Source organism: uncultured Microbacterium sp., from assembly GCF_963528945.1.
GTDB lineage: Bacteria > Actinomycetota > Actinomycetes > Actinomycetales > Microbacteriaceae > Microbacterium.
The window spans coordinates 346,334-369,192 of sequence record NZ_CAURWX010000001.1 but is presented as its reverse complement, the minus strand read 5'-3'; the positions used below and the strand labels follow the sequence as shown (position 1 = coordinate 369,192).

Annotated in this window: 20 protein-coding genes; 15 read left to right on the top strand and 5 right to left on the bottom strand. The window is 73.1% G+C overall.

Annotated features, from left to right (window positions below; translation table 11 throughout):
- The first annotated feature begins 51 nt into the window (after positions 1-51).
- Genes RWS82_RS01590 through paaZ form a run of 7 tightly spaced genes read left to right on the top strand, consistent with a single transcriptional unit; the run spans position 52 to position 8,420 of the window.
- Positions 52-1,167, top strand: coding sequence for a thiamine pyrophosphate-dependent enzyme (locus tag RWS82_RS01590; protein ID WP_314646183.1), 1,116 nt, complete (start codon positions 52-54; stop codon positions 1,165-1,167).
- On the top strand, positions 1,164-2,192 hold the full coding sequence (locus tag RWS82_RS01585) for an alpha-ketoacid dehydrogenase subunit beta (RefSeq protein ID WP_314646182.1): 1,029 nt from the start codon (positions 1,164-1,166) through the stop codon (positions 2,190-2,192). Before RWS82_RS01590 ends, RWS82_RS01585 begins: the two co-directional genes overlap by 4 nt.
- Positions 2,189-3,562 (top strand): dihydrolipoamide acetyltransferase family protein, encoded by a 1,374-nt coding sequence (locus RWS82_RS01580; protein WP_314646180.1) that lies wholly within the window; start codon positions 2,189-2,191, stop codon positions 3,560-3,562. The genes RWS82_RS01585 and RWS82_RS01580 overlap by 4 nt, the downstream gene beginning before the upstream one ends.
- A gap of 1 nt (position 3,563) precedes the next feature.
- Positions 3,564-4,751 carry an acetyl-CoA C-acyltransferase gene (locus RWS82_RS01575; protein WP_314646178.1) on the top strand — a complete coding sequence of 396 codons (1,188 nt, stop codon included), beginning with the start codon at positions 3,564-3,566 and terminating at the stop codon, positions 4,749-4,751.
- Positions 4,748-5,488, top strand: coding sequence for an enoyl-CoA hydratase/isomerase family protein (locus RWS82_RS01570; protein WP_314646175.1), 741 nt, complete (start codon positions 4,748-4,750; stop codon positions 5,486-5,488). The genes RWS82_RS01575 and RWS82_RS01570 overlap by 4 nt, the downstream gene beginning before the upstream one ends.
- Positions 5,485-6,342 carry a 3-hydroxyacyl-CoA dehydrogenase family protein gene (locus RWS82_RS01565; protein WP_314646173.1) on the top strand — a complete coding sequence of 286 codons (858 nt, stop codon included), beginning with the start codon at positions 5,485-5,487 and terminating at the stop codon, positions 6,340-6,342. The genes RWS82_RS01570 and RWS82_RS01565 overlap by 4 nt, the downstream gene beginning before the upstream one ends.
- Positions 6,339-8,420, top strand: coding sequence for a phenylacetic acid degradation bifunctional protein PaaZ (gene paaZ / locus RWS82_RS01560; RefSeq protein ID WP_314646170.1), 2,082 nt, complete (start codon positions 6,339-6,341; stop codon positions 8,418-8,420). The genes RWS82_RS01565 and paaZ overlap by 4 nt, the downstream gene beginning before the upstream one ends.
- A 31-nt stretch (positions 8,421-8,451) precedes the next feature.
- Here the strand turns inward: paaZ and RWS82_RS01555 are convergent, their stop codons facing one another.
- The 4 genes from RWS82_RS01555 to dhaK form a co-directional block, all read right to left on the bottom strand.
- Positions 8,452-9,732, bottom strand: coding sequence for a hypothetical protein (locus RWS82_RS01555; protein ID WP_314646169.1), 1,281 nt, complete (start codon positions 9,730-9,732; stop codon positions 8,452-8,454).
- Between the two features lie 136 nt (positions 9,733-9,868).
- Positions 9,869-12,499, bottom strand: a complete 2,631-nt coding sequence (ptsP, locus tag RWS82_RS01550) for a phosphoenolpyruvate--protein phosphotransferase (RefSeq protein WP_314646168.1) — start codon at positions 12,497-12,499, stop codon at positions 9,869-9,871.
- Entirely contained in the window at positions 12,499-13,143 is a 645-nt protein-coding gene (dhaL, locus tag RWS82_RS01545; protein ID WP_314646167.1) for a dihydroxyacetone kinase subunit DhaL, read from the bottom strand. Before dhaL ends, ptsP begins: the two co-directional genes overlap by 1 nt.
- Positions 13,143-14,135 carry a dihydroxyacetone kinase subunit DhaK gene (gene dhaK / locus RWS82_RS01540; RefSeq protein ID WP_314646165.1) on the bottom strand — a complete coding sequence of 331 codons (993 nt, stop codon included), beginning with the start codon at positions 14,133-14,135 and terminating at the stop codon, positions 13,143-13,145. Before dhaK ends, dhaL begins: the two co-directional genes overlap by 1 nt.
- Before the next feature lie 204 nt (positions 14,136-14,339).
- Here dhaK and paaA point away from each other — a divergent pair, with 204 nt between their 5' ends.
- From paaA to RWS82_RS01505, 7 genes are all read left to right on the top strand, one after another.
- Positions 14,340-15,311: a 1,2-phenylacetyl-CoA epoxidase subunit PaaA gene (paaA, locus tag RWS82_RS01535; RefSeq protein ID WP_314646164.1), complete on the top strand. Its 972-nt coding sequence runs from the start codon at positions 14,340-14,342 to the stop codon at positions 15,309-15,311.
- Positions 15,311-15,616, top strand: a complete 306-nt coding sequence (gene paaB, locus RWS82_RS01530; protein ID WP_314646162.1) for a 1,2-phenylacetyl-CoA epoxidase subunit PaaB — start codon at positions 15,311-15,313, stop codon at positions 15,614-15,616. The genes paaA and paaB overlap by 1 nt, the downstream gene beginning before the upstream one ends.
- Positions 15,616-16,446: a 1,2-phenylacetyl-CoA epoxidase subunit PaaC gene (gene paaC, locus RWS82_RS01525; protein ID WP_314646161.1), complete on the top strand. Its 831-nt coding sequence runs from the start codon at positions 15,616-15,618 to the stop codon at positions 16,444-16,446. Before paaB ends, paaC begins: the two co-directional genes overlap by 1 nt.
- Complete coding sequence (paaD, locus tag RWS82_RS01520; protein ID WP_314646159.1) at positions 16,440-16,934, top strand: 1,2-phenylacetyl-CoA epoxidase subunit PaaD; 495 nt, start codon at positions 16,440-16,442, stop codon at positions 16,932-16,934. The genes paaC and paaD overlap by 7 nt, the downstream gene beginning before the upstream one ends.
- On the top strand, positions 16,934-18,091 hold the full coding sequence (gene paaE, locus RWS82_RS01515; protein WP_314646156.1) for a 1,2-phenylacetyl-CoA epoxidase subunit PaaE: 1,158 nt from the start codon (positions 16,934-16,936) through the stop codon (positions 18,089-18,091). Before paaD ends, paaE begins: the two co-directional genes overlap by 1 nt.
- 23 nt (positions 18,092-18,114) lie before the next feature.
- Positions 18,115-18,885, top strand: a complete 771-nt coding sequence (locus RWS82_RS01510; RefSeq protein ID WP_314646154.1) for an enoyl-CoA hydratase/isomerase family protein — start codon at positions 18,115-18,117, stop codon at positions 18,883-18,885.
- Between the two features lie 66 nt (positions 18,886-18,951).
- On the top strand, positions 18,952-20,475 hold the full coding sequence (locus RWS82_RS01505; RefSeq protein WP_314646153.1) for an ATP-dependent DNA ligase: 1,524 nt from the start codon (positions 18,952-18,954) through the stop codon (positions 20,473-20,475).
- Between the two features lie 58 nt (positions 20,476-20,533).
- Here the strand turns inward: RWS82_RS01505 and RWS82_RS01500 are convergent, their stop codons facing one another.
- Complete coding sequence (locus RWS82_RS01500; RefSeq protein WP_314646151.1) at positions 20,534-21,043, bottom strand: phosphoribosyltransferase; 510 nt, start codon at positions 21,041-21,043, stop codon at positions 20,534-20,536.
- 154 nt (positions 21,044-21,197) lie between these two features.
- Between RWS82_RS01500 and RWS82_RS01495 the strand changes: the two genes are divergently transcribed.
- Complete coding sequence (locus tag RWS82_RS01495; protein WP_314646150.1) at positions 21,198-22,853, top strand: thiamine pyrophosphate-binding protein; 1,656 nt, start codon at positions 21,198-21,200, stop codon at positions 22,851-22,853.
- Positions 22,854-22,859 lie beyond the last annotated feature (6 nt).

Below are 22,859 nucleotides of genomic sequence, written 5' to 3'. Positions count from 1 at the left end.
ATCCGCCGCGCGCACACTGTGTGCATCAGGTTCGGCGAGGAAGGCGACCAGATGCATGACATGCTCCCCCGCGACGAGGCGGTGCGGCTCATCGACCAGGACGGCGTCCTCACGCCGGACGGCGAGTACCCCCTGCCCGACGCACGCGCATTGCGCGAGGCGTACCGGCGTCTCGTGGCCGCCCGACGGTTCAACGACCAGGCCAGCGCGCTGGTGCGACAGGGGCGCCTGGCGGTGTACCCCTCGTCGCACGGGCAGGAGGCCTGCCAGGTCGTCGCGGCGATGGTGCTCGACGGCGGCGCCGACTGGCTGTTCCCGACCTACCGCGACGCCGTCGCGATCGTCGGCCGCGGGGTGCCGCCGGCCGAGACGCTCGTGCTGCTGCGCGGCGACTGGCACTCCGGTTACGACGTGCGCGCGCACCGGGTCGCGCCCCAGGCGACGCCACTCGCGACCCAGCTGCTGCACGCCGTCGGTCTCGCGTACGCCGCCCGCCGCCGCGGCGACGACACCGTGGTGCTCGCCCTCTGCGGCGACGGCGCGACCAGCGAGGGCGACTTCCACGAGGCGATGAACTTCGCGGCCGTGTTCCACCTGCCCGTGGTGTTCTTCGTGCAGAACAACGGTTTCGCGATCAGCGTGCCGCTCGCCCGGCAGACCGCCGCCCCCTCCCTCGCACATAAGGCGATCGGGTACGGGATGCCGGGGCAGCGCGTCGACGGCAACGACGCCGCGGCCGTGCTCTCGGTGCTCGGCGCCGCGGTCGCCCGCGCCCGCGCGGGCGATGGTCCGTCGCTCGTCGAGGCGCACACGTATCGCATGCAGGCGCACACGAACGCCGACGACGACACCCGCTATCGCGAGAGGGACGAGGTGCGGGCCTGGGCCGACCGCGATCCCCTGCGGCGCCTGCGCACGTACCTCGTCGCGACCGGCGAGCTCGACTCCGAGACCGAGACGCGCATCGCCGACGAGGCGGAGGCGATGGCCGCGGCTCTGCGCGACGCCATGAACGAGGATGCCCCGGTCGACCCCGACGACCTGTTCCCCCACGTGACCGCGCACTCCTCCCCGCAGCGCGAGGAGCAGCGGGCGCTGCTGCGCGACGAGCTCGCCCGCGCCGCAGCGACGACCGCCGCGCCCACCCCGGACGGAGTACCCAGATGACCATCGCCCCCGACGACGTGCGCCTCGACGAGCGGGCCGCACCGACCGAGACCCTGACCATGGCCGCGGCGCTGAACCGGGCCCTCGCCGACGCGATCGCCGACGACCCGGACGTCGTGGTGTTCGGTGAGGACGTGGGCGCCCTCGGCGGCGTGTTCCGCATCACCGACGGACTCACCGCCCGGTTCGGCGAGGACCGCTGCTTCGACACGCCCCTCGCCGAGTCGGGCATCGTCGGTACGGCCGTGGGGATGGCGATGAACGGCATGCGCCCCGTGGTCGAGATGCAGTTCGACGCCTTCGCCCTGCCCGCGTTCGAGCAGATCGTCAGCCACGTCGCGAAGATGGGCAACCGCACCCGGGGAGCGGTGCGCCTGCCGATCGTCATCCGCATTCCGTTCGGCGGCGGCATCGGCGGGGTGGAGCACCACTGCGACTCCTCGGAGGCGTACTACGCCCACACGCCCGGTCTCACCGTAGTGAGCCCGTCGACGCCGCAGGACGCGTACACCATGCTGCGTGCCGCGATCGCTTCGCCCGACCCCGTCGTGTTCCTCGAGCCCAAGAAGCTGTACTGGGCGAAGGGCGAGGTCGATACCTCGGCGCCCGGCGACCTGTCGTCGGCACGGGTCGTCCGCCCCGGCGACGATGTCACCCTGATCGCGTACGGCGCCGCGGTGAGCCTCGCCCTGGAGACGGCCGAGGCCGCAGCGGCCGAGGGGCGCAGCGTGGGAGTCGTCGACGTGCGCTCCCTGTCGCCCTTCGACGACGAGACCGTCATGGCCGCGGTCCGCGCGACCGGGCGGGCCGTGGTGATCGCCGAGGCCCCCGGCTACGCGAGCGTCGCCTCCGAGATCCAGTCGCGGGTGTTCGAGCGCTGCTTCGAGTACCTCGAGGCGCCCGTGCGCAAGGTGACGGGCTTCGACACCCCCTACGCCCCGCCCAAGCTCGAGCACTGGTACCTGCCCGACGTCGACCGCGTGCTCGACGCGATCGACACGCTGCACTGGGAGGACGAGTCATGAGCACTCTCACCGCGCGCGTCTTCGCGCTGCCCGATCTCGGCGAGGGGCTGACCGAGGCGGGGCTCGTGCAGTGGCTCGTCGCGGTCGGCGACCGGGTGGCGGTCGATCAGGCGATCGCCGAGGTGGAGACCGCGAAGAGCGTCGTGGAGCTCCCGTCGCCGTTCGCCGGTGTCGTCACCGCCCTGCACGGCGAGGCGGGCGACACCATCGCCGTCGGCGCTCCCGTACTCGAGGTGGCGGAGGAGGGTGCGGCGTTCGAGGAGCATCGCACCGAGGAGCGGGCCGGATCGGGCAACGTTCTCATCGGTTACGGCACGACCGAGCGCCCGCACGCCGGGCGCCGCCGTGCGCCGCGGGGCAGGGTCGTCGCCGAGTCGACCCGGTCGGCCACCCCCCTCGCATCGGATGCCCCGGCTCCCCCGGCTCCCGCGCCTCCCTCACCTTCCGCCGGTCGCACCGGTCCCGTCGCCGTGCGCTCCCCGCTCGTGCGCCGGCTCGCCCGCGATCTGGGCGTCGATGTGCGCCTTCTCGTTCCGACCGGGCCCGACGGAGCGGTGACCCGCGCCGATGTGCTCCGCGCCGCCGTCGATCAGGCGGTCGATGCTCCCGCCTCTCTCGCATCGCCGGAGCGCCCATCGTCCGACGCCGGATCCGCCGGTGAGCGGATCGACGGCCTCGTCGTCGCACGACGCGAACCCCTCTCCCCTCTGCGCAAGGCGGCGAGCGCGCGCCTGGGCCGCAGCCGCTCCGAGATCCCCGAGGCGACCGTCTGGGTCGACGTCGACGCGACTCGGCTGTGGGACCTGCGCGCCGAGATCGCGGCGAGCGGCGACCGCGCTCCGTCGCTCACCGCCCTGCTGGCGCGGTTCGTGCTGCTCGCACTGGAGGAGCATCCCGTGCTGGCCTCGCGACTGACCGCCGACGGCGCCGAGCTCGTGTCGTTCGAGGGCGTGAACCTCGGTGTCGCCGTCGATACCGACCGCGGCCTGATGGTGCCGGTGATCCCGCACGCCCACGCGCTCACCGTCGCCGGGCTCGACGCGGCGCTGCGGGACGTCGCCGACACGGCGCGCTCGGGGCGGGTGCCCGCGGAGCGGCTCGCGGGCTCGACCTTCACGTTCAACAACTACGGCGCGCTCGGGGTCGACGGGTCCGCGGCGATCATCAACCATCCCGATGTCGCGATCCTGGGCATCGGTCGACTCCTCGAGCGCCCCTGGGTCGTCGACGGGCAGCTCGTCGCGCGCCGCATCGCGCAGCTGTCGCTCGTGTTCGACCACCGCGTGTGCGACGGCGGCTACGCGGCGAGCTTCCTGCGCCGACTGGTCGGCCTCATCGAGCAGCCCCTGCGGGCGTACGGGCGGGTGTGAGATGACCGAGGTCTTCCTCGTCGGCGGCGTCCGCACCCCCATCGGTCGATACGGCGGAGCGCTCGCGGGCGTGCGCCCCGACGACCTCGCGGCCCTGGTCGTGCGCGCCGCCGTCGACCGCGCGCATGTTCCTCTCGACGCGGTCGAGGAGGTGATCCTCGGCGCCGCGAATCAGGCCGGCGAGGACAACCGCAACGTCGCCCGCATGGCCGCGCTGCTGGCGGGTCTGCCCGACGACGTGCCCGGCATCACCGTGAACCGGCTGTGCGCGTCGGGCATGTCGGCGATCGCCATGGCCGCGCAGGCGATCCGCGCCGGCGACGCGGATCTGATGGTCGCGGGCGGGGTCGAGTCGATGACGCGTGCCCCCTGGGTGCAGGCCAAGCCCGACCGCGCCTGGGGCAGACCCGGGGCGGCGTTCGACACCTCGATCGGGTGGCGCTTCACGAACCCCCGCCTCGCCGCGCGGGAGAACGCGACCCTGTCGATGCCCGAGACCGCCGAAGAGGTCGCCCGCCGAGACGGGATCACCCGGGAGGAGGCGGATGCGTTCGCCCTCCGCAGCCAGCAGCGGGCCGCGGCCGCCATCGACGGGGGGCGCTTCGCCGCCGAGATCGTGCCCGTGCCGACGGGGTCGGATGAGGTGCGGGTCGACGAGGGGCCGCGTCGCGACACGAGCGCGACGGCCCTCGCCGCCCTGCGACCGGTCGTGGCGGGCGGCGAGGTCGTGACCGCCGGGAATTCCAGCGCGCTGAACGACGGCGCATCCGCGGTGATCGTGGTGAGCGGAGAGGCGGTGCGCCGCTACGGTCTCACCCCTCGGGCCCGCATCGTCACCGCGACATCGGCGGCCCTCGCACCCGAGATCATGGGGTTGGGCCCCGTGCCCGCGACGCAGCGCGCGCTGCAGCGCACCGGTCTCGACGTCTCGGCGCTCGGGGCGGTCGAGCTGAACGAGGCCTTCGCCACGCAGTCGCTCGCCAGCATGCGACGACTCGGCCTCGACCCCGAGACGGTGAACCGCGACGGCGGAGCGATCGCGCTCGGGCATCCGCTCGGATCCAGCGGGTGCCGCATCGTCGTCACCCTGCTCGGGCGCATGGAGCGCGAGGGCGCCGGCCTGGGGCTCGCGACGATGTGCGTGGGCGTCGGACAGGGCACCGCGATGATCCTGGAGCGGGTGGCATGAGCGGGCCGCTCGTCGTCGACGTCCGCCCCGACCGGGTGGTCGCGACGCTGAACCGCCCCGAGAAGCGCAATGCGATCGACCTCGACACCGTCGAGGCGCTGCACGCGCTGTGCGCCGAGCTCGAAGCCGAGCCCCGAACGCTCATCCTCACCGGCGCGGGCGGTCACTTCGCCGCCGGGGCCGACATCGCGCAGCTCGCCGAGCGGCGCGCGGACGACGCCCGCCGCTCGATCAATCAGGCCGCGTTCACCCGGATCGCCGAGCTGCCCATGCCGGTCATCGCCGCCCTCGACGGATACACCCTCGGTGGCGGGGCCGAGCTCGCGTACGCCGCCGACATCCGCATCGCGACCGGCTCGCTGCGCATCGGCAATCCGGAGCCCGGCCTCGGCATCATCGCCGCCGCCGGGGCGACCTGGCGGCTGCCCGCGATCGTCGGGGCGGCCCGCGCCGCCGACCTGCTGCTCACCGGACGCACCCTCGGCGCCGAGGAGGCGCTCACCTGGGGGCTGATCTCGGCGGTGCATCCCGTCGAGCAGCTGCTGCCCGAGGCGCACGCCCTCGCCGACCGCATCGCCGCGAACGATGCGCGCGCGACCCGACACACGAAGACCGCGCTGCGGGCACCCCGCGACGCGCACCCCCGCATCGACGACGAGCTGCAGGCCGAGCTGTTCGAGAGCCCGGAGAAGGAGCGACGCATGGCCGCGTTCCTCGCGCGTCGGGGGCGGGCATGAGCGCCCCGTCCCGCGTGGGGGTGCTCGGCGGTGGGCGGATGGGGGCGGGCATCGCCCACGCCTTCCTGCTCGCGGGTTCGCACGTGACGGTCGTCGAGCGCGACGCGCAGAGCGCCGACGCCGCCGGGCGACGCATCGACGAGAGCATCCGCCGCTCGATCGAACGCGGCGCCGTGCCCGAGGGCGCCGACCCCGCCGCGCGCCTGACGCTCACCACCGACGTGGCGCTGTTCGCCGATGCCGACCTCGTGGTCGAGGCCGTACCCGAGGACCGCGCCCTCAAGGAGGAGGCGCTGGCGCGCGTCGAGGCGGAGATCGCGACGGATGCCGTGCTCGCCACGAACACCTCGTCGATCTCGGTCGACCAGCTCGCCGCCGTGCTCGAGCATCCCGCCCGGGTGCTGGGCCTGCACTTCTTCAACCCCGTGCCCGCCTCGTCGCTGGTGGAGGTGGTGCGCGGCACGCTGACGGCGGATGCCGTGGTCGACTGCGCCGGCGAATGGGTGACCGCCCTCGGCAAGACGCCGATCGTCGTCGCGGACTCCCCCGGGTTCGCCTCGTCGCGCCTCGGCGTCGCGCTCGGTCTGGAGGCGATCCGGATGCTCGAGGAGGGGGTGGCATCGGCCGCCGACATCGACGCCGCGATGACCCTGGGGTACCGGCATCCGGTCGGCCCGCTGCGCACCACCGACCTCGTCGGACTCGACGTGCGGCTCGGCATCGCCGAGGAGCTCGAGCGGGAGCTCGGCGAACGCTTCACCCCGCCCGACCTGCTGCGCCGCCTGGTGGCCGAGGGCCGCCTCGGCCGCAAGAGCGGTCGCGGCTTCTACGACTGGACCGAGGAGACGACATGACCGAGTACCTTCCGAGCTTCGTCGAGGGAGCATGGTGGACGCCCTCGGCGGGCACCCGGGGCACCGAGGTGCGCGACGCGTCGACGGGAGAGCTCGTCACGACCGTCTCGACGGACGGCCTCGACCTGGCGGGCGCGCTCGACCACGCGCGCACCGTCGGACAGGCACATCTCGCCGCGCTTACGTTCCACCAGCGCGCGGTGCTGCTCAAGCGCTTCGCGCTCGCCCTCACCGACCGCAAGGACGAGCTGTACGCGGTCTCGGCGCGCACCGGGGCGACCCGCGCCGATTCGTGGGTCGACATCGACGGCGGCATCGGCGTGCTCTTCTCGTACTCGGGCAAGGGCCGGCGGGAGCTGCCGAACAGCACCGTGCACGTCGACGGGCCGGTGGAGCCGCTGTCGAAGGACGGCTCGTTCCTCGGCCGCCACGTGTACACCACGCTCCCCGGCGTGGCGGTGCAGATCAACGCCTTCAACTTCCCCGTCTGGGGCGCACTCGAGAAGCTCGCCCCCGCCTTCCTCGCCGGCATGCCGACGCTCATCAAGCCCGCGACCCCGACGGGCTACCTCACCGAGGCGATGGTGCGCATCCTCGTCGAGTCGGACCTCGTTCCCGCCGGCGCCCTGCAACTGGTCAGCGGGAGTGTTCCCGGGCTGCTCGACGAGCTGCGCCTCGGCGACCTCGTGGGGTTCACCGGCAGCGCGTCGACCGCCGAGTCGCTGCGCCGTCACCCGGCGGTGCAGACCGGCGGTGTGCGGTTCACGGCCGAGACCGACTCGATCAACGCCTCGGTGCTCGGCACCGACGCCGGGCCCGGCACGCCCGAGTTCGACGCGTACGTGCGGCAGCTGGTCACCGAGATGACCTCGAAGGCCGGGCAGAAGTGCACGGCGATCCGCCGGGCGATCGTGCCCGCATCCGCCGCCGACGCCGTGGTCGACGCGGTCCGCGCCCGCCTCGACGCGAAGACGGTGCTCGGCGACCCGCGCGCCGAGGGCGTCACCATGGGGCCGCTCGCCTCGCTCGCCCAGCGCGACGAGGTGCTGCGGCAGGTGCGGGCACTGCAGGATGCGGGCGGACGCGTCGTCGTCGGATCGACGGAGCAGCCCGACGTGCTCCGCGCCGACGGCACGACCGGCCGCGCCGACGACGGCGCCTTCGTGCCGCCGCTCCTGCTGCGATTCGACGACCCCACCACCGAGGCCGTGCACACGGTCGAGGCGTTCGGTCCCGTCGCCTCGCTGCTCACCTACGGGTCGACGGCCGACGCCGCGGACCTCGTCTCCCGTGGCGGCGGGTCGCTCGTCACCAGCGTCGCGACCCACGACCCCGTGCAGGCCGTGGAGCTCGCGCGGCGGATCGCGCCGTACAACGGCCGGATGCTGGTGCTCGACCGTGACGACGCCCGCTCCTCGACCGGGCACGGGTCGCCGCTGCCGAACCTCGTGCACGGCGGGCCGGGGCGCGCCGGGGGCGGCGAGGAGCTCGGCGGCATCCGCGCCGTGCTGCACCACATGCAGCGCACGGCGGTGCAGGGTTCGCCCGAGATGCTGACGGCCCTGACGGGGGTGTGGCACGCCGGCGCCTCGGCCCGCAGCGACGGGCCGCACCCGTTCCGCAAGTCGCTCGCCGAGCTGCGGATCGGCGACCAGATCGCCTCCGAGACGCGAACCGTGACCCTCGACGACATCGAGACGTTCGCCCGGTTCACCGGCGACACGTTCTACGCGCACATGGACGAGGAGGCCGCGGCGGCGAACCCGTTCTTCCCGGGTCGGGTGGCGCACGGGTACCTGCTGGTGTCGTGGGCGGCCGGCCTGTTCGTCGACCCCGCCCCCGGCCCCGTGCTCGCCAACTACGGGTTGGAGGACCTGCGTTTCGTCACCCCCGTGTCGCCGGGCGACGAGATCCGCGTGACGCTGACGGCGAAGCGCATCACGCCGCGCGAGACCGACGAGTACGGCGAGGTGCGCTGGGACGCGGTGATCCGCAATCAGCGCGACGAGGTCGTCGCCACGTACGACGTGCTGACACTCGTCAGCAAGGCGCCGGTCGCCTCTCCCGTGCCGGCGTGACGCGCCCGGTCGCCTCCCGTCCCGCGGCGTCTCAGCCGAGGGTCAGGGGCTGCCGCAGCGTCGTGTCCTCGACCGTGATGCCGATGATCACGGCGGCCGGGTCGGCGGCGTCGCGATCGGCACGGAAGCGCAGGAGGCGACCGTCGCGCGTCGCGACGTCGTAGAAGTCCTCGCCCGAGGCCACGACATGGGTGGTCGTCCCGTCCGGGTAGGCGGCGCGGGCCTCATCGACGAGCGACCCGATGCGCACCTCCCCGGCGCTGGGCAGCACGGCACCGTCGTGCACGGTGCCGTCGTGGCTGTACTCGGCGCCGGCGATGACGGCCGCGACCGTCGCGCCGTCGGGTGAGGGCTGCACGAACAGCGTCGACACCCCGTCGTCGGCGACGGCCTTCCACGTGCCGCCCTCGAACTCCGGCTCGATGATGTCGGCCGCCGACACGGCGGCGAGCGCCTGCTTCATGTCGTCGCCGATGCGCACCGGGCCGATGCCTCCGGTCGTGATCCGCCACTCGCTCCACGGGGCGGCGGGATCGGCGGTCTGCTCCGGCTCCGGGGTCGCCGGAGGTTCGTCGGTGAGCTTCTCGATGAGCGCGGCGCGCGCCTCCACGGCGCGGTCCCGCAGCAGCGCGGCCGCGGCCGCGGCGTCGAATGTCGGCTCGCCCTCGAACGGCTGGAAGGCCGCGACCAGCACGTTGCCGACCTGCGCGAAGGCCACGAGCATCCGCACGTCGTACTGTTCGTCGCCCCCGTCGACGACACCGGCCAGCGCGCGGACGCCGTCGACCTCGTCGGCCGTCGCCGTCAGGAACGTCGTGGGGCCGTCGAACTCGAACTGCCCGCACTGGGCGGCGGCCGAGAGCAGCTGATCCATGCGGCCGGCGGCCTGATCCTCGGCGCCGAACTGCAGCACCTGCTGGGCTCCGCGCAGCGGCGGGAGCGGCGTCGACCACGTCGACGTGCGCGCGGTGACGCTCCACAGCGACTGCTCGACCATCGGCGCCCAGCAGATCGCGGGGACGGGGTCGGGTCCCCCGCCGTCCGAGATCTGCTCGAGCTCGGGGAGCAGGTCGCTGACATCGGATGCGCCGGGGAACGTCGCCGCGACCTCGTCGGCCGTGAGGGCGAAGGCGTCGAGCTCGTCGCCGACGAACAGGAGCGGCCCGGCGTACGGCTCGGGCGTCGGTGCAGCGGTCGTCGGAGCTGCGGTGGGAGACGGAGGGGGTGATGACGGCGGGGCGCAGCCCACGATCGTGAGCAGGGCAGCCAGGGTGACCGCGCTCGCGGCGACCGACGCACGACGGCGAGACATGGAATCCTCCGATCTGCGCGCGCGAACGATCCGCGCGCGACCCCCACCAGCGACTCTAGGACGCGGAATACTGCGAGACCGGATGATCGGCGCAGTCGCAATCGGAACGATACGGAGAAGCCGCGGCTGCGACGGCCTAGCCGCTCGCCGCCGCGCCTCCCCTCGCCGCCTCGCGCGCACGGTCGGCCGTCGGGGCGGCCAGCGCCACCCCCGCGCGGCGCCGGCATTCCTCCCCGTCGACCGCGGCCAGCGCCTGGGCCACCCGACCCAGCGACCGCGGCCCCATCGAGAGCGAGGTCGCGCCGAGGCCCACGAGCACCGGGGCGAGCGCCGCGTCGGCCGCCGCCTCGCCGCACACGCCGACCGGCCGCCCCGTCGCCCGGCCCGCTTCGCCGACGAGGCCGATCAGCCGCAGCACCGCGGGCTGCCAGGGGTCGGTCAGGTCGGCGAGGTCGCCGAGCATCCGGTCCGCGGCGAGGGTGTACTGGGCCAGATCGTTCGTGCCGAGGCTCACGAAGTCGACGACCTCGCACAGCTCGCGGGCCATGAGCGCGGCAGCGGGCGTCTCGATCATGATGCCCACCCGCTCGATGCCCGCGGCACGAGCCCGCGTCGCGAACAGCTCGGCCTCGTCGACCGTGGCCACCATCGGCGCCATGACCTCGAGGTGCGCCTGCTCGGCCGCGGCCGCGAGAGCGAGCGCCCGCAGCTGGTCGTCGAGCAGAGCGGGCGCACGACGGGCGATGCGCAGACCTCGCACACCCAACGCCGGGTTCTCCTCGCGCTCGGCGTTCGCGAACGGCAACGGCTTGTCGCTGCCCGCATCCAGCGTGCGGGCCACCACCCGACGTCCGGCGAAGGGGGCCAGCACGCCGCGATAGGCGATGACCTGCTCCTCGACCGACGGGGCCTCGCTGCGCCCGAGGAAGCAGAATTCCGTGCGGAACAGGCCGATGCCGTCGGCCCGCGCCTCGGCGCCGGCGAGCGCATCCGCCGCGCCCCCGACGTTCGCGAGCAGGGCGATCGACGTCCCGTCCGACAGCGCCCCGCCGCCGGTGTAGTCGACGGCGACGGCAGCCGAGCGGGCCGCCTCGATGTGCTCCGCCGCGGGGTCGACCTCGACCGTGCCGTGCTCACCGTCGACGAGCACCATCGTCCCCTCCGGGATGCGCTGAGCGCCCTCCACCGCCACGACCGCGGGCAGACCGAGCGACCGGGCGATGATGGCGGTGTGCGAGGTGGGGCCGCCCTGTTCGGTGACCAGCGCGGCGCAGCCCCCTCCGCTCAGCGACGCCGTGTCGGCGGGTGAGAGATCGACCGCGACGAGCACGAACGGCGCGGAGCGGTCGGGCACGCCGGGCATCTCGACGCCGGTGAGCTCGGCGACGAGCCGGTCGCGCACGTCGCGGATGTCGGCGACGCGCTCGGCCGTGCGTCCGCCGACCGCATCGAGGGCCTGCTCGTGGCCGCGCATCACGTCCCAGACGGCACGCGCGGCCGACCGCCCCTGCGTCTGCACGATGCTCGCCGCGTCGGCCCGAAGCTCGGGGTCGGATGCCAGGGCGCCCGTGGCCACGAGGATGCTGCGGGCCTCGCCCACCGCTCCCTCGGCACGCGCGCGCAGCCGCTCGGTCACGGCGACGACGGCGCGGTCGAGAGCCGCGACCTCCGCGGCTCGGTCGGCGGGAGCCACGGTGTCGGTGCCGTCCGGCTCGGCGACGGCCGGGGCGAGGCGCACGACGGGGCCGGCGGCCGCGCCCGGGCTCACCCCGCGTCCGCGCAGCACTGTGCCCGCCGGAAGAGGATCGCGGTCCGCGTCACCCGCGCTGCCCGGCACGTCTCCTGCGGCCGGATCCCCCACCCCGGATGCGGGTTGCTCGGCCGTGGTCACGGGAGCAGCGGAGCCATCGACGGCGGACCCCGCCCCCGACCGATCCGCGGACGGAGTATCCTCGACACCCTCGCCGAAGCCGTCGTCGAACAGCGCGGCGATGCGGTCGAGCGCCGCAACGGCATCCGTCCCTCGTGCGGTGAGCTCGACCTCGTCACCGTGCCGCGCGCCGAGGGCGAGCAGCCGGATGAGGCTCGACGCGGAGGACGTTGGCCCTTGCGGCAGACGCCGCAGGTCGACGGCTGCTCCCGCGGCGGCCTCGGCGATCAGCGCCGCGGGTCGCGCGTGCACGCCCTGCGGGTTGCGCACCCGCACCACACGTCTCTCCCCGGTCGACGACGCTCCGCCTGCCGCACCGGCACCCGCACCCGCACCCGCACCCGCACCCGCACCCGCACCCGCACCCACGCCGGCATCCGCGCGTCCCGCGCCACCGGTCTCCGCACCGGCTGCCCCTGCCGGTTCTAGCTGCCCCGACTTGGCGGCGAGCGCACGCGTCGCTTCGGCGGCCACGTCGTCGAGCCCGGCGCCGGCGGCGGCCGAGACGACGGCGGCGAGCAGTCCCTCGACGAACGGCGCGGGCACCAGGCGAACGGCGACGTCGCTCGCCCGCAGTTCGAGGGCGAGTTCGGCGCTCAGCACGGCCGACCCCAGATCCATGAGCACGAGCACGCCGTCGCAGTCCGCGGCGAGCTCATCGATCGCTGCGGCGACGGCGACCGCGTCGGTTCCGAGGATGGGGGTCCCGTCCGCCTCGGCACCGGCTCCGGCGGCGACCCGCACGGGCACCCGGTCCCCCGGCACCATCTGCCGAGCGAGCTCCAGCGCCGCCTCGCCCAGTCGTGCACTGTGCGAGACCGCGACGATGCCGATCATCAGCCCGCGGCGATCGCCGCGTCGAGGCTCTCGAACAGCAGCGCCGTCGAGGCAGCCCCCGGATCGAGGTGTCCGGCGCTGCGGTCCCCCAGATAGCTCGCCCGTCCTTTGCGCGCGACGAGCGGAAGAGTCGCGTCGCGTCCGGTGGCGGCGGCCACCGCGGCGTTCTTCGCCGCCTCTGCCAGGTCACCGCCGCCCGCCAGCGCCGCATCGAACGCGTCGACCGCGGGAGACATCGCGTCGAACAGCGTCTTGTCGCCCGGTTCGGCCTTGCCGCGGGCGACGATCCCCTCGAGCCCCGCGCGCAGCGCCGCCGCGAGGGCCGGAGCCTCGAGCTCCTGCACGGCTCCGGTCGCCATCCCCATCCGCAGGAAGAACGTGCCGTAGAGCGGGCCGCTGGCACCGCCCACCGAGCTCACGAGCGTCATCCCGACGGTCTTCAGCAGGTCGTCGGCCGCGGCGGGGGCGCTCGATCCGAGCTTCTCCGACACCGCCGACATGCCGCGCGCCATGTTGGCCCCATGGTCGGCGTCACCGATGGCGGAGTCGAGCTCGGTGAGCCATTCGCGCTTCTCGGCCACGGCGGCACCGAAGCGCGCGATCCAGTCGTGCAACCGGTTGGTGTCGACGGTCTCCGCGGCCATCAGGCGCCCCATCGCAGTCCGGGCGTCACGACCGGTGCATCCCACAGCCGCAGCAGTTCGTCGTCGGCTTTCAGCACGGTCAGCGAGCATCCGGCCATGTCGAGCGAGGTGATGTAGTTACCCACGAGGTTGCGGGCGATCTGCACGCCGGCTCGTTCGAGCAGCGCCGCGACCTCGCCGTACATGAGGTACAGCTCGATCAGCGGCGTGCCGCCCATGCCGTTGAGCATCACGATCGCCGGACCGGCGGCGTCGAGGTCGGCGAGGATCGGATCGACGAGCTGGCGCGCGATCTCCGATGCGGGCGCCAGCGGTTCGCGGTGACGCCCGGGTTCGCCGTGGATGCCGATGCCGATCTCCATCTGATCGTCGGGCAGCTCGAAGGTGGGCTTGCCCGCCGCGGGCACCGTGCAGCTGGTGAGCGCCATGCCCATCGACCGCCCCTGGCCGTTGATGCGCTGGGCGAGGGCGACGACCGCCGCCAGATCCTGCCCCTCCTCGGCGGCCGCGCCGACGAGCTTCTCCAGCAGCACGGTGAGCCCGACGCCGCGGCGGCCCGCGGTGTACAGCGAGTCCTGCACCGCCACGTCGTCGTCGACCACCACGGTGCCGACCTCGATGCCCTCCATCGCGGCGAGCTCCGCCGCCATCTCGAAGTTGAGCACGTCGCCGGTGTAGTTCTTCACGATGTGCAGCACACCGGCGCCGCGGTCGACCGCCTTGGTCGCGGCCTGCACGCGGTCGGGCGTCGGCGAGGTGAAGACCTCGCCCGCCACGGCGGCGTCGAGCATGCCCACTCCCACGTACCCGCCGTGCAGCGGCTCGTGGCCGGAGCCGCCGCCGGACACGACGGCGACCTTGCCCTGCGCCTTGGGTTCGGCCCGGGTGATGACGTGCGTCTCGAGGTCGACCGCCAGCTCGGGATGCGCCGCCGCGACGCCCTTGAGCGATTCGACGAGCACGTCCTCCGGGGCGTTGATCAGCTTCTTCATCCTGCGATCTCCTTCGATCTGTCACCAGGACCGGACGAACGCCGTCGGTCCCGACTGCTGCGAACATGGGAAAGCTCTTCGTCACTGTCGAATATGCTCGGGGCGCGTCGCGATGTCAACGTGCCCGTTGTTCTCCGCGACCCACCGTGACAGAATTACCTAACGATCGGTCAGTAAAGATGCTGGCCGGCGGGAGGCGAGCACATGACCGAGGCGACAGTCCTGACCATCGCAGACGACGGGCAGACCGACGAGCAGCGCCTGTTCGAGGAGCTCCTCGCGAACGAGCAGCGCATCGAACCCCGCGACTGGATGCCCGAGGCGTACCGCAAGACGCTCATCCGCCAGATCTCCCAGCACGCGCACTCCGAGATCATCGGCATGCAACCCGAGGGCAACTGGATCACGCGCGCCCCCAGCCTGCACCGCAAGGCGATCCTCATGGCCAAGGTGCAGGACGAGGCGGGGCACGGCCTCTACCTCTACTCCGCGGCGCAGACGCTCGGCATCACCCGCGACGAGATGACGCAGCAGCTCATCGACGGCAAGGCCAAGTACTCGTCGATCTTCAACTACCCGACCCCCACCTGGGCCGACATGGGAGCGATCGGGTGGCTCGTCGACGGCGCAGCGATCTGCAATCAGGTGCCCCTCTGCCGCGCCTCGTACGGCCCCTACGGCCGCGCGATGGTGCGCATCTGCAAAGAGGAGTCGTTCCACCAGCGGCAGGGGTTCGAGATCCTTCTCACCCTCATGCGCGGCACCGAGGAGCAGCGGGCCATGGCGCAAGATGCGGTGAACCGCTGGTACTGGCCGAGCCTGGCGATGTTCGGCCCGCCGGACGACCGCTCCCCGAACTCGGCGCAGTCGATGGCGTGGAAGATCAAGCGCTTCTCGAACGACGAGCTGCGGCAGCGGTTCGTGCAGATGCTGGTGCCGCAGGCCGAGATCCTCGGGGTGACCCTTCCCGACCCCGACCTGCGGCTCGACGAGGAGACCGGCCGCTACGAGATGGGCGAGATCGACTGGGAGGCGTTCTTCGAGGTGCTGCGCGGCAACGGCCCGTGCAACGCCGAGCGGATCGAACGTCGGCGCACCGCCCACGACGACGGCGCCTGGGTGCGCGAGGCCGCCGCCGAGTACGCGCGCAAGCAGGCCGAGCGGGCGGTGGCGTGATGGCGACCCCCGGGACGGATGCCCGCGAGACCTGGCCCCTCTGGGAGGTGTTCGTGCGCGCGAACCGCGGCCTCAGCCATGTGCACGTCGGCTCGCTGCATGCCCCCGACGCCGAGATGGCGATCCGCAACGCCCGCGATCTGTACACGCGCCGCGGCGAGGGCGTATCGATCTGGGTCGCGCCGGCGGCGGCGCTCACGACGAGCGACCCCGACGCGAAGGGGTCGTGGTTCGAGAGCCCCGCCGGCAAGAACTATCGGCACGCCGTGGCGTACACGGCGTCGGAGGGGGTGCCGCACCTGTGATGGACGACTCCCACGACCCCGTGCACGGGGCGGTCTCGGTCGCCGAGCTGCACCTCACCGACGAACTCACCGCCGCCGGTGCACCTCCGGCGTCGGCCGAGGCGGCCGAATACGCGCTGCGCCTCGGCGACGACGCGCTCATCCTCGCGCAGCAGCTCGGCGCCTGGATCTCGCGCGCCCCCGAACTCGAGGAGGACGTGGCGCTCGCGAACATCGCCCTCGACCTGCTCGGTCACGCCCGGTCGCTGCTGCATCATGCGGGCTCGTTCGACGGGCGCAGCGAAGACGACCTCGCCTACTTCCGCGACGAGCACGAGTTCCGCTGCGCGTGGATCGTCGAGCAGCCGAACGGCGACTTCGCGCAGACGATCGCCCGGCAGTTCGTGGTCGCGACATACATGGTCGAGCTGTACGAGGCGCTCCGCCGCAGCGACGACGCGACGCTCGCCGCGGTCGCCGAGAAGGCGCGCAAAGAGGTCGACTACCACCGCGACCACGCGGTGCAGTGGGTGCTGCGGTTGGCGGGCGGCACCGACGAGTCGCGGCGACGCCTGATCCGCGCCCTCGCCGACGTCTGGCCCTATATCGACGAGCTCTTCCGCGACGACGACCTGATCGACCGACTCGAGGGCACGGCCGTGCGGCCCTCCTCCCTCCGCGACGGCTTCGACGCGGTCGTCTCGGCGGTGTTCACCGAGACGTCCCTGACCGTGCCGGAGGTCTCCGCCTCGGCCGCCGGGGGTCGGCAGGGCTCGCACGCCGCGCCGCTCGGGCGCATCCTCGCCGAGATGCAGGTGCTCGCCCGACGGCATCCGGGGGCGACATGGTGACCGCGACGCAGACGACGGATGCCTGGCGGATCGCCGCCGCCGTCGCCGACCCCGAGGTACCGGTCCTGACCATCGAAGACCTCGGCGTGCTGCGAGCGGTGGAGGTCGCGGGCGGTGCCGTGCGGGTCGACATCACGCCCACGTACAGCGGATGCCCCGCGATGAGGACGATCCGCGACGACATCGTGCTCGCCCTCACCGCCGCCGGTTACGAGAGCGTGGAGGTGCGTCTCGTGCTCTCGCCCGCCTGGACCACCGACTGGATGACGGATGCCGGTCGGCAGAAGCTGCGCGCCTACGGCATCGCCCCGCCGACCGGCCGATCGAGCGTCGGCACCGGGCCGCTCCGCCTGAGCCTCAGCGTGCGCTGCCCGCAGTGCGGGTCGCTCGACACCCGTGAGGTGTCGCGCTTCGGCTCGACCTCGTGCAAGGCGCTGTTCGAATGCCGGTCCTGCCTCGAACCCTTCGATCACTTCAAGGTGCACTGATGGGGAGGGATGCCCTTTCGACGCGGGACGATGCCGCCCCGCGCGAGGAACCGGCGCCGCGCCGACGCGCCCGCTTCCATCCGCTCACGGTCGCCGAGGTGCGGCCGCTCACCGACGACGCCGTGGAGGTGTCGTTCGCGGTGCCCGACGACCTCGCCGCGGAGTTCTCCTACCTCCCCGGTCAGCACGTGGCGCTGCGCACCACGCTCGACGGCACGGAGGTGCGCCGCTCGTACTCGCTCTGCCGAGCGCCCGAGCACCGCGGGGACGGCACGGGCACCCGGCTCAGCATCGCGGTCAAGCGCGACGAGGGCGGGCTGTTCTCGACGTGGGCGCAGACGGGGCTCCGGCCGGGATCGACCATCGACGTGATGAGCCCCCAGGGGACCTTCACCTCGGCGCTCCCCGACATCGAGGGCCGTCACATCGTCGGCATCGCCGCGGGGTCGGGCATCACGCCGCTCATGGCGCTCGCCCAGTCGGTGCTCGCCCGCTCCGAGACCGCGCGGTTCACGCTGCTGTACACGAACCGGTCGTCGTCCGACGTGATGTTCCTCGACGATCTCGCCGATCTCAAGGACCGCCATCCCACCCGCCTGACCCTCCATCACGTGCTGTCCCGCGAACAGCGCACCGCTCCCCTGCTCTCCGGGCGCATCGACGAGACGAGGCTGCGAACCATCCTCGCCGCGCTCATCCCGCCCGCGCAGGTCGACGAGTGGTTCCTGTGCGGACCGCTCGCCCTCGTCGACCTGTGCCGTGAGGTTCTCGGCGATCTGGGCGTCGCACGCGAGCACATCCGCTTCGAGCTCTTCACGACCGGCGACGAGCCCGCGCGTGCGGCGCGCCCCGTCGAGGTGCGCGCCGGTGAGCGCACGGTGCGGGTCGAGGTGACCCTCGACGGCGTCTCCTCGACGGTGGAGAGTCCGGTCGATGCGCACGAGTCACTGCTCAACGCGGCCCTGCGCGTGCGGCCGGACGCCCCCTTCGCCTGCGCCGGAGGAGTGTGCGGCACCTGCCGCGCGCGGCTCGTGGAAGGCAGCGTGACGATGGCCGAGAACTACGCGCTCGAACCCGACGAGATCGAGCGCGGCTTCGTGCTCACCTGTCAATCCCATCCGACCAGCGACCGCGTGGTCGTCGACTACGACGTCTGAGCCGCCGGACGAAGGAGCATCCGATGATCGACCTCACCATCTCCGACGACGTCGCGACCGTCGTCCTCGACGCCCCGGCGAAGCTCAACGCCGTCGACGAGCAGGCCCTCCGCGACCTCGATGCGGCCTATGCCGATGCGGAGGCCGCGGGGGTCCGCGCCCTCGTACTGCGCGGGGAGGGGCGCGCGTTCTGCGCGGGCCGCGACATCGCGGGGGTCGATCCGCGCGACGATGACGTCATCGGGTTCCTCGCCGGGCTCGTCGCACCCGTGATGCGGCGCATGGCCCGGTTCCCCGCCCCCACGTTCGCCGTCGCACACGGCGCGTGCCTCGGCGTGGGTCTCGGACTGCTGATCGCCACCGACGTGGTGTACGTCGCCGAGTCGGCGAGGATCGGCTCGCCGTTCGCCGGCCTCGGCGCGGCGCTCGACTCGGGGGGACACGCGCTGTTCGTCGAACGCCTCGGTGCGCACCGCGCTCTCGATCTCGTCTACACCGGTCGCATGATGAGCGGAGTCGAGGCGGTCGCCGCGGGGCTGTTCTCCCGCGTGCTCGCCGACGACGACGTCGTACCGGCGACGTTCGACGCGGCGCGCGGAGCGGCCACGGGCGCCACGGCCGCATTCCGCGCGAGCAAGGAGATCGTCGCCCGCATCCGCGATCAGCGCCTCGCCCTCTGGGAGGCGATGGACCTCGAGACCGCGGCGCAGGCGGCACTGCGCGACACCGAGGACTACCGCGAGGGCTTCACCGCCTTCCAGGAGAAGCGACCGCCGCGGTTCACCGGCCGCTGAGCGGGCGTCGCCCGGGGCGTTGTCAACGCTCTGCGCGATGTCGGTGACCGGTGGCATCATCACCGCATGGACCTCTCCACGCTCGTCCACGCCGCCGAGGCGGTCGCCGCCACGTCGTCGCGCCTCACCAAGATCGATGTGCTCGCCGGGCTGCTGCGCTCGGCCGACGCCGACGAGGTCCCGGCGCTCGTCGGACTCCTGCTCGCCGCACCGCGGCAGGGCAGGGTCGGCGTCGGCTGGCGCGGGATCGCCTCGCTCGATGTGTCCCACGCCGCGGAGTCCTCCCTCACGATCACCGACGTCGACCACGCCCTCACCGACCTCGCCTCGGCCGCCGGCGCGGGGTCGAGCGGCGTGCGGGCCGAGGTGCTGCATGCCCTCGCGGCGCGCTCGACGCCCGCCGAGTGGGACTTCGTCACCCGGTCGATGCTCGGCGAGCTGCGCACGGGAGCGCTCGGGGGTGTGCTGCTCGACGCTGTCGCCCGGGCCGCCGACCGTGCGCCCGACGCCGTGCGCCGGGCGGCAATGCTGTCGGGGGACCTCGGAGAGACGGCCCGTGTCGCCCTCACCGGCAGCCCCGACGAGCTCGACGACGTCGGGCTGCAGGTCGGGCGCCCCGTCCTTCCGATGCTCGCCTCGACCGCGTCGACCCCGACCGAGGCGCTGGACGTCACCGGCGAGGCGTCGGTCGAGTTCAAGCTCGACGGCGCGCGCATCCAGGTGCACCGTCGGGGCGACGAGGTCGGCGTCTACACCCGCAGCCTGGCCGACATCACCCATCGCGTGCCCGAGATCGTCGAGATCGTGCGCGCGCTGCCGGCCGACGACCTCATCCTCGACGGCGAGACGCTCGCGCTCGACGAAGACGGCGGTCCGCGGCCGTTCCAGCAGACGATGTCGCGGTTCGGCGCCGATGCCGCACGAGAGCTGGCGCTGCGACCCTGGTTCTTCGACGTGCTGCACGTCGACGGGCGCGACCTCATCGACGAGCCGTTGCGCGCGCGCCTCGCCGAACTCGAACGCGTGGCGGGCGAATGGCGGATGCCCGGTGTCGTGACCGCCGACGCCGACGAGGCCGAGCGGCTCTCGCGGGAGGCGCTGGCCGCGGGGCACGAGGGGGTGCTCGTGAAGGCGATCGGCTCGCCCTACACCGCCGGCCGTCGCGGCAAGTCGTGGATCAAGGTGAAGCCCGTGCTCACCTTCGACCTCGTGGTGCTCGGCGCCGAATGGGGCTCGGGGCGCCGCAGCGGCCTGCTGTCGAATCTGCATCTCGGGGCGCGCGACCCCGAGGGCGAGTTCGGCGAACCCGGAGGGCTGGTGATGGTCGGCAAGACCTTCAAGGGGCTCACCGATCAACTGCTCCGTTGGCAGACCGACACCTTCCCCGGTGCCGAGACCCGGCGCACGCAGTCGACCGTGTTCGTGCGCCCCGAGTTCGTGGTCGAGATCGCGATCGACGGCGTGCAGCAGTCGCCGCGCTATCCCGGCGGGGTGGCGCTGCGGTTCGCCCGCGTGAAGGGCTACCGGCCCGACAAGGCTCCGGCCGAGGCCGACACGATCCAGACCCTCCGCGCGCTGCTGCGGGGGTGACGCCCCGGGGCGGGCAGGCGGCGTGCCGCTCCGGCAGCCCTCGTGTCAGCGCATCCGCTCAGGCCGAGGGCGCGAGCCCCAGGTCCTCTTCGCGCACGGTGCCCTGGAACGACCACGGGAAGTTGATCCAGAGGTCGGTGTCCTTCCAGGCAAAGTCGGGCTGGATGATCGTCGACGGCTTGGTGTAGATCGTGACCGATCGCACGTCGGCGCCCTTGTCCGTCAACAGCTGCACGGCGAGGGCGAGGGTGCGCCCCGAGTCGGCGACGTCGTCGACCAGCAGCACCCGCCGACCGTCGAGGTAGGCCATGTCGAGTTCGGGCGGGAGCACCTCGGGGGCGTCGAGCACGGTGCCGATGCCGGTGTAGAACTCGACGTTGATCGCCCCGCAGTTCTTCGCGCCCAGGCCGTATGCGATGGCGCCGGCCGGCAGCAGACCGCCGCGCGCGATCGCCACGACGACCTCGGGCTCGAAGCCGGAGTCGAGGATGTTCCGGGCCAGGTCGCGGGTGGCGGCACCGAAGCCGTCCCAGGTGAGCGTCTCGCGCTCGTTCGCTGCATCAGTCACCGCTCCATTGTGCGCCACAACGGGCGATAGACTGCATCCGTCCGGTCCTCCGACGATCGGTGCCTGAAAAAGGGGCACGAAGCACCGCGCGACGACGCGGGTGCGAGACACATACGGAACGCATCTCTCCGTCCCTGTCTCGAAAGGCTTCGCCATGCCCTCCGTGTCCGCGCACGTCGCTCTCACTCTCGCCCAGCACATCGATGCCGTCTTCGGGGTGATGGGCAACGGCAATGCGTACTTCCTCGATGCACTCGAGACGCAGACCGACGCCGTCTTCACAGCCGTGCGCCATGAGCAGGGGGCGGTGGTCGCCGCCGACGCGCACTATCGCTCCTCCGGTCGCATCGCCGCCGGCACATCGACGTACGGCGCCGGCTTCACGAACACGCTCACCGCTCTGGCCGAGGCGGTGCAGGCGCATGTGCCCCTCGTGCTGGTGGTCGGCGACGAACCGACGTCGGGTCCGCGCCCGTGGGACGTCGACCAGATCGCGCTCGCCTCGGCGGTCGGCGCGCGCACGTACACCGTGGGCCGTGCGGATGCCGCCGCCACCACCGTCATCGCGATCGAGCACGCCCTCACCTATCGGGTGCCCGTGGTGCTCGCCATCCCCTACGACGTGGCGTCGCTCGACGCGGGACCCGTGCCGTCGGCTCCGGAGCCGCAGGTGCCCGCGCCCCTCGCCCCGCGCGGCGAGTTCGCCGAGGGCATGCTCGATGAGATCGCCGCGGCGCTGCGCAACGCCGAGCGCCCGTTCCTGCTCGCGGGACGGGGCGCCTGGCTCGCCGGCGCGAGCGCCGCGCTCGGTGCGCTGGCGGAGGCGACCGGGGCTCTCACGGCGTCGACGGCGCTGGGGCGCGGGGTGTTCCCCGACGCGCGCTACGACCTGGGGGTGACCGGAGGGTTCGGCGCCGAGGGTGCGATGGAGGTGATCCGAGAGGCCGACGTCGCGGTCGTGTTCGGGGCGGGACTCAATCAGTTCACGATGCGCTTCGGGGCGCTGTTCGCTCCCGGAACACGGGTGTTCCAGGTCGACATCTCCCCCGCCGCCACCCACGCCCACGTCGGCGGTTTCGTGCGCGCCGACGCCCGCCTCGCCGCCGAGTCCCTCGTCGCACGCCTCGCCCCCGCATCCGCCCTCGAACGACGGCCGTGGCGGGAGGCCGTCGACGTCGCGGCGGCGCGCGCGTACGAGGCGGGCGACGAGCTCGCGGCCGACGGACGGCTCGATCCGCGATCCGCGGCGCGACGCATCGGCGAACTGCTGCCCGACGACCGCGTCGTCGTCTCCGACGGCGGGCACTTCATCGGCTGGGCGAACATGTACTGGCCGGTCGCCGCGCCCGATCGCATGATGATGATCGGCACCGCGTTCCAGTCGATCGGCCAGGGGTGGCCGAGCGTCGTGGGCGCAGCGCTCGCCAGGCGAGAGGCGACCATCGTGCTCACGTCGGGCGACGGCGGCGGTCTCATGGCGATCGCCGACCTCGAGTCCGCCGTGCGCGCCGCCGCCGGACGCGGCATGGCCGTGATCTGGAACGACGCCGCCTACGGCGCAGAGGTCAATCTCTACGGTCTCAAGGGACTCGCCGAGGGTCCGATGCGCATCCCCGAGGTGGACTTCGCGGCGTTCGGCGCCGCCGTCGGCGCGGAGGGAGTCGTGGTGCGCACTCTCGCCGACCTCGACCGTCTCGCCGCCTGGGCGCAGGAAGACGTCGACACTCGGCGGTTCCTGCTGCTCGATCTGCGCATCTCGGGCGACGTGATCGCGCCGTATCAGCAGGAGATCATCCGTGTGAACTCGTGACCGCAG

Excerpts from the sequence above, each read along its gene's own strand:
- RWS82_RS01570 (WP_314646175.1), top strand. The coding sequence starts at position 4,748 with ATGAGCGGGCCGCTCGTCGTCGACGTCCGCCCCGACCGGGTGGTCGCG.
- paaC (WP_314646161.1), top strand. The coding sequence starts at position 15,616 with ATGGACGACTCCCACGACCCCGTGCACGGGGCGGTCTCGGTCGCCGAG.
- paaZ (WP_314646170.1), top strand. The coding sequence starts at position 6,339 with ATGACCGAGTACCTTCCGAGCTTCGTCGAGGGAGCATGGTGGACGCCC.
- RWS82_RS01510 (WP_314646154.1), top strand. The coding sequence starts at position 18,115 with ATGATCGACCTCACCATCTCCGACGACGTCGCGACCGTCGTCCTCGAC.
- dhaK (WP_314646165.1), bottom strand. The coding sequence starts at position 14,135 with ATGAAGAAGCTGATCAACGCCCCGGAGGACGTGCTCGTCGAATCGCTC.
- RWS82_RS01580 (WP_314646180.1), top strand. The coding sequence starts at position 2,189 with ATGAGCACTCTCACCGCGCGCGTCTTCGCGCTGCCCGATCTCGGCGAG.
- RWS82_RS01505 (WP_314646153.1), top strand. The coding sequence starts at position 18,952 with ATGGACCTCTCCACGCTCGTCCACGCCGCCGAGGCGGTCGCCGCCACG.
- RWS82_RS01495 (WP_314646150.1), top strand. The coding sequence starts at position 21,198 with ATGCCCTCCGTGTCCGCGCACGTCGCTCTCACTCTCGCCCAGCACATC.
- dhaL (WP_314646167.1), bottom strand. The coding sequence starts at position 13,143 with ATGGCCGCGGAGACCGTCGACACCAACCGGTTGCACGACTGGATCGCG.
- paaB (WP_314646162.1), top strand. The coding sequence starts at position 15,311 with ATGGCGACCCCCGGGACGGATGCCCGCGAGACCTGGCCCCTCTGGGAG.
- RWS82_RS01585 (WP_314646182.1), top strand. The coding sequence starts at position 1,164 with ATGACCATCGCCCCCGACGACGTGCGCCTCGACGAGCGGGCCGCACCG.
- paaA (WP_314646164.1), top strand. The coding sequence starts at position 14,340 with ATGACCGAGGCGACAGTCCTGACCATCGCAGACGACGGGCAGACCGAC.
- RWS82_RS01590 (WP_314646183.1), top strand. The coding sequence starts at position 52 with ATGCATGACATGCTCCCCCGCGACGAGGCGGTGCGGCTCATCGACCAG.
- RWS82_RS01565 (WP_314646173.1), top strand. The coding sequence starts at position 5,485 with ATGAGCGCCCCGTCCCGCGTGGGGGTGCTCGGCGGTGGGCGGATGGGG.
- RWS82_RS01555 (WP_314646169.1), bottom strand. The coding sequence starts at position 9,732 with ATGTCTCGCCGTCGTGCGTCGGTCGCCGCGAGCGCGGTCACCCTGGCT.
- paaD (WP_314646159.1), top strand. The coding sequence starts at position 16,440 with ATGGTGACCGCGACGCAGACGACGGATGCCTGGCGGATCGCCGCCGCC.
- ptsP (WP_314646168.1), bottom strand. The coding sequence starts at position 12,499 with ATGATCGGCATCGTCGCGGTCTCGCACAGTGCACGACTGGGCGAGGCG.
- RWS82_RS01575 (WP_314646178.1), top strand. The coding sequence starts at position 3,564 with ATGACCGAGGTCTTCCTCGTCGGCGGCGTCCGCACCCCCATCGGTCGA.
- paaE (WP_314646156.1), top strand. The coding sequence starts at position 16,934 with ATGGGGAGGGATGCCCTTTCGACGCGGGACGATGCCGCCCCGCGCGAG.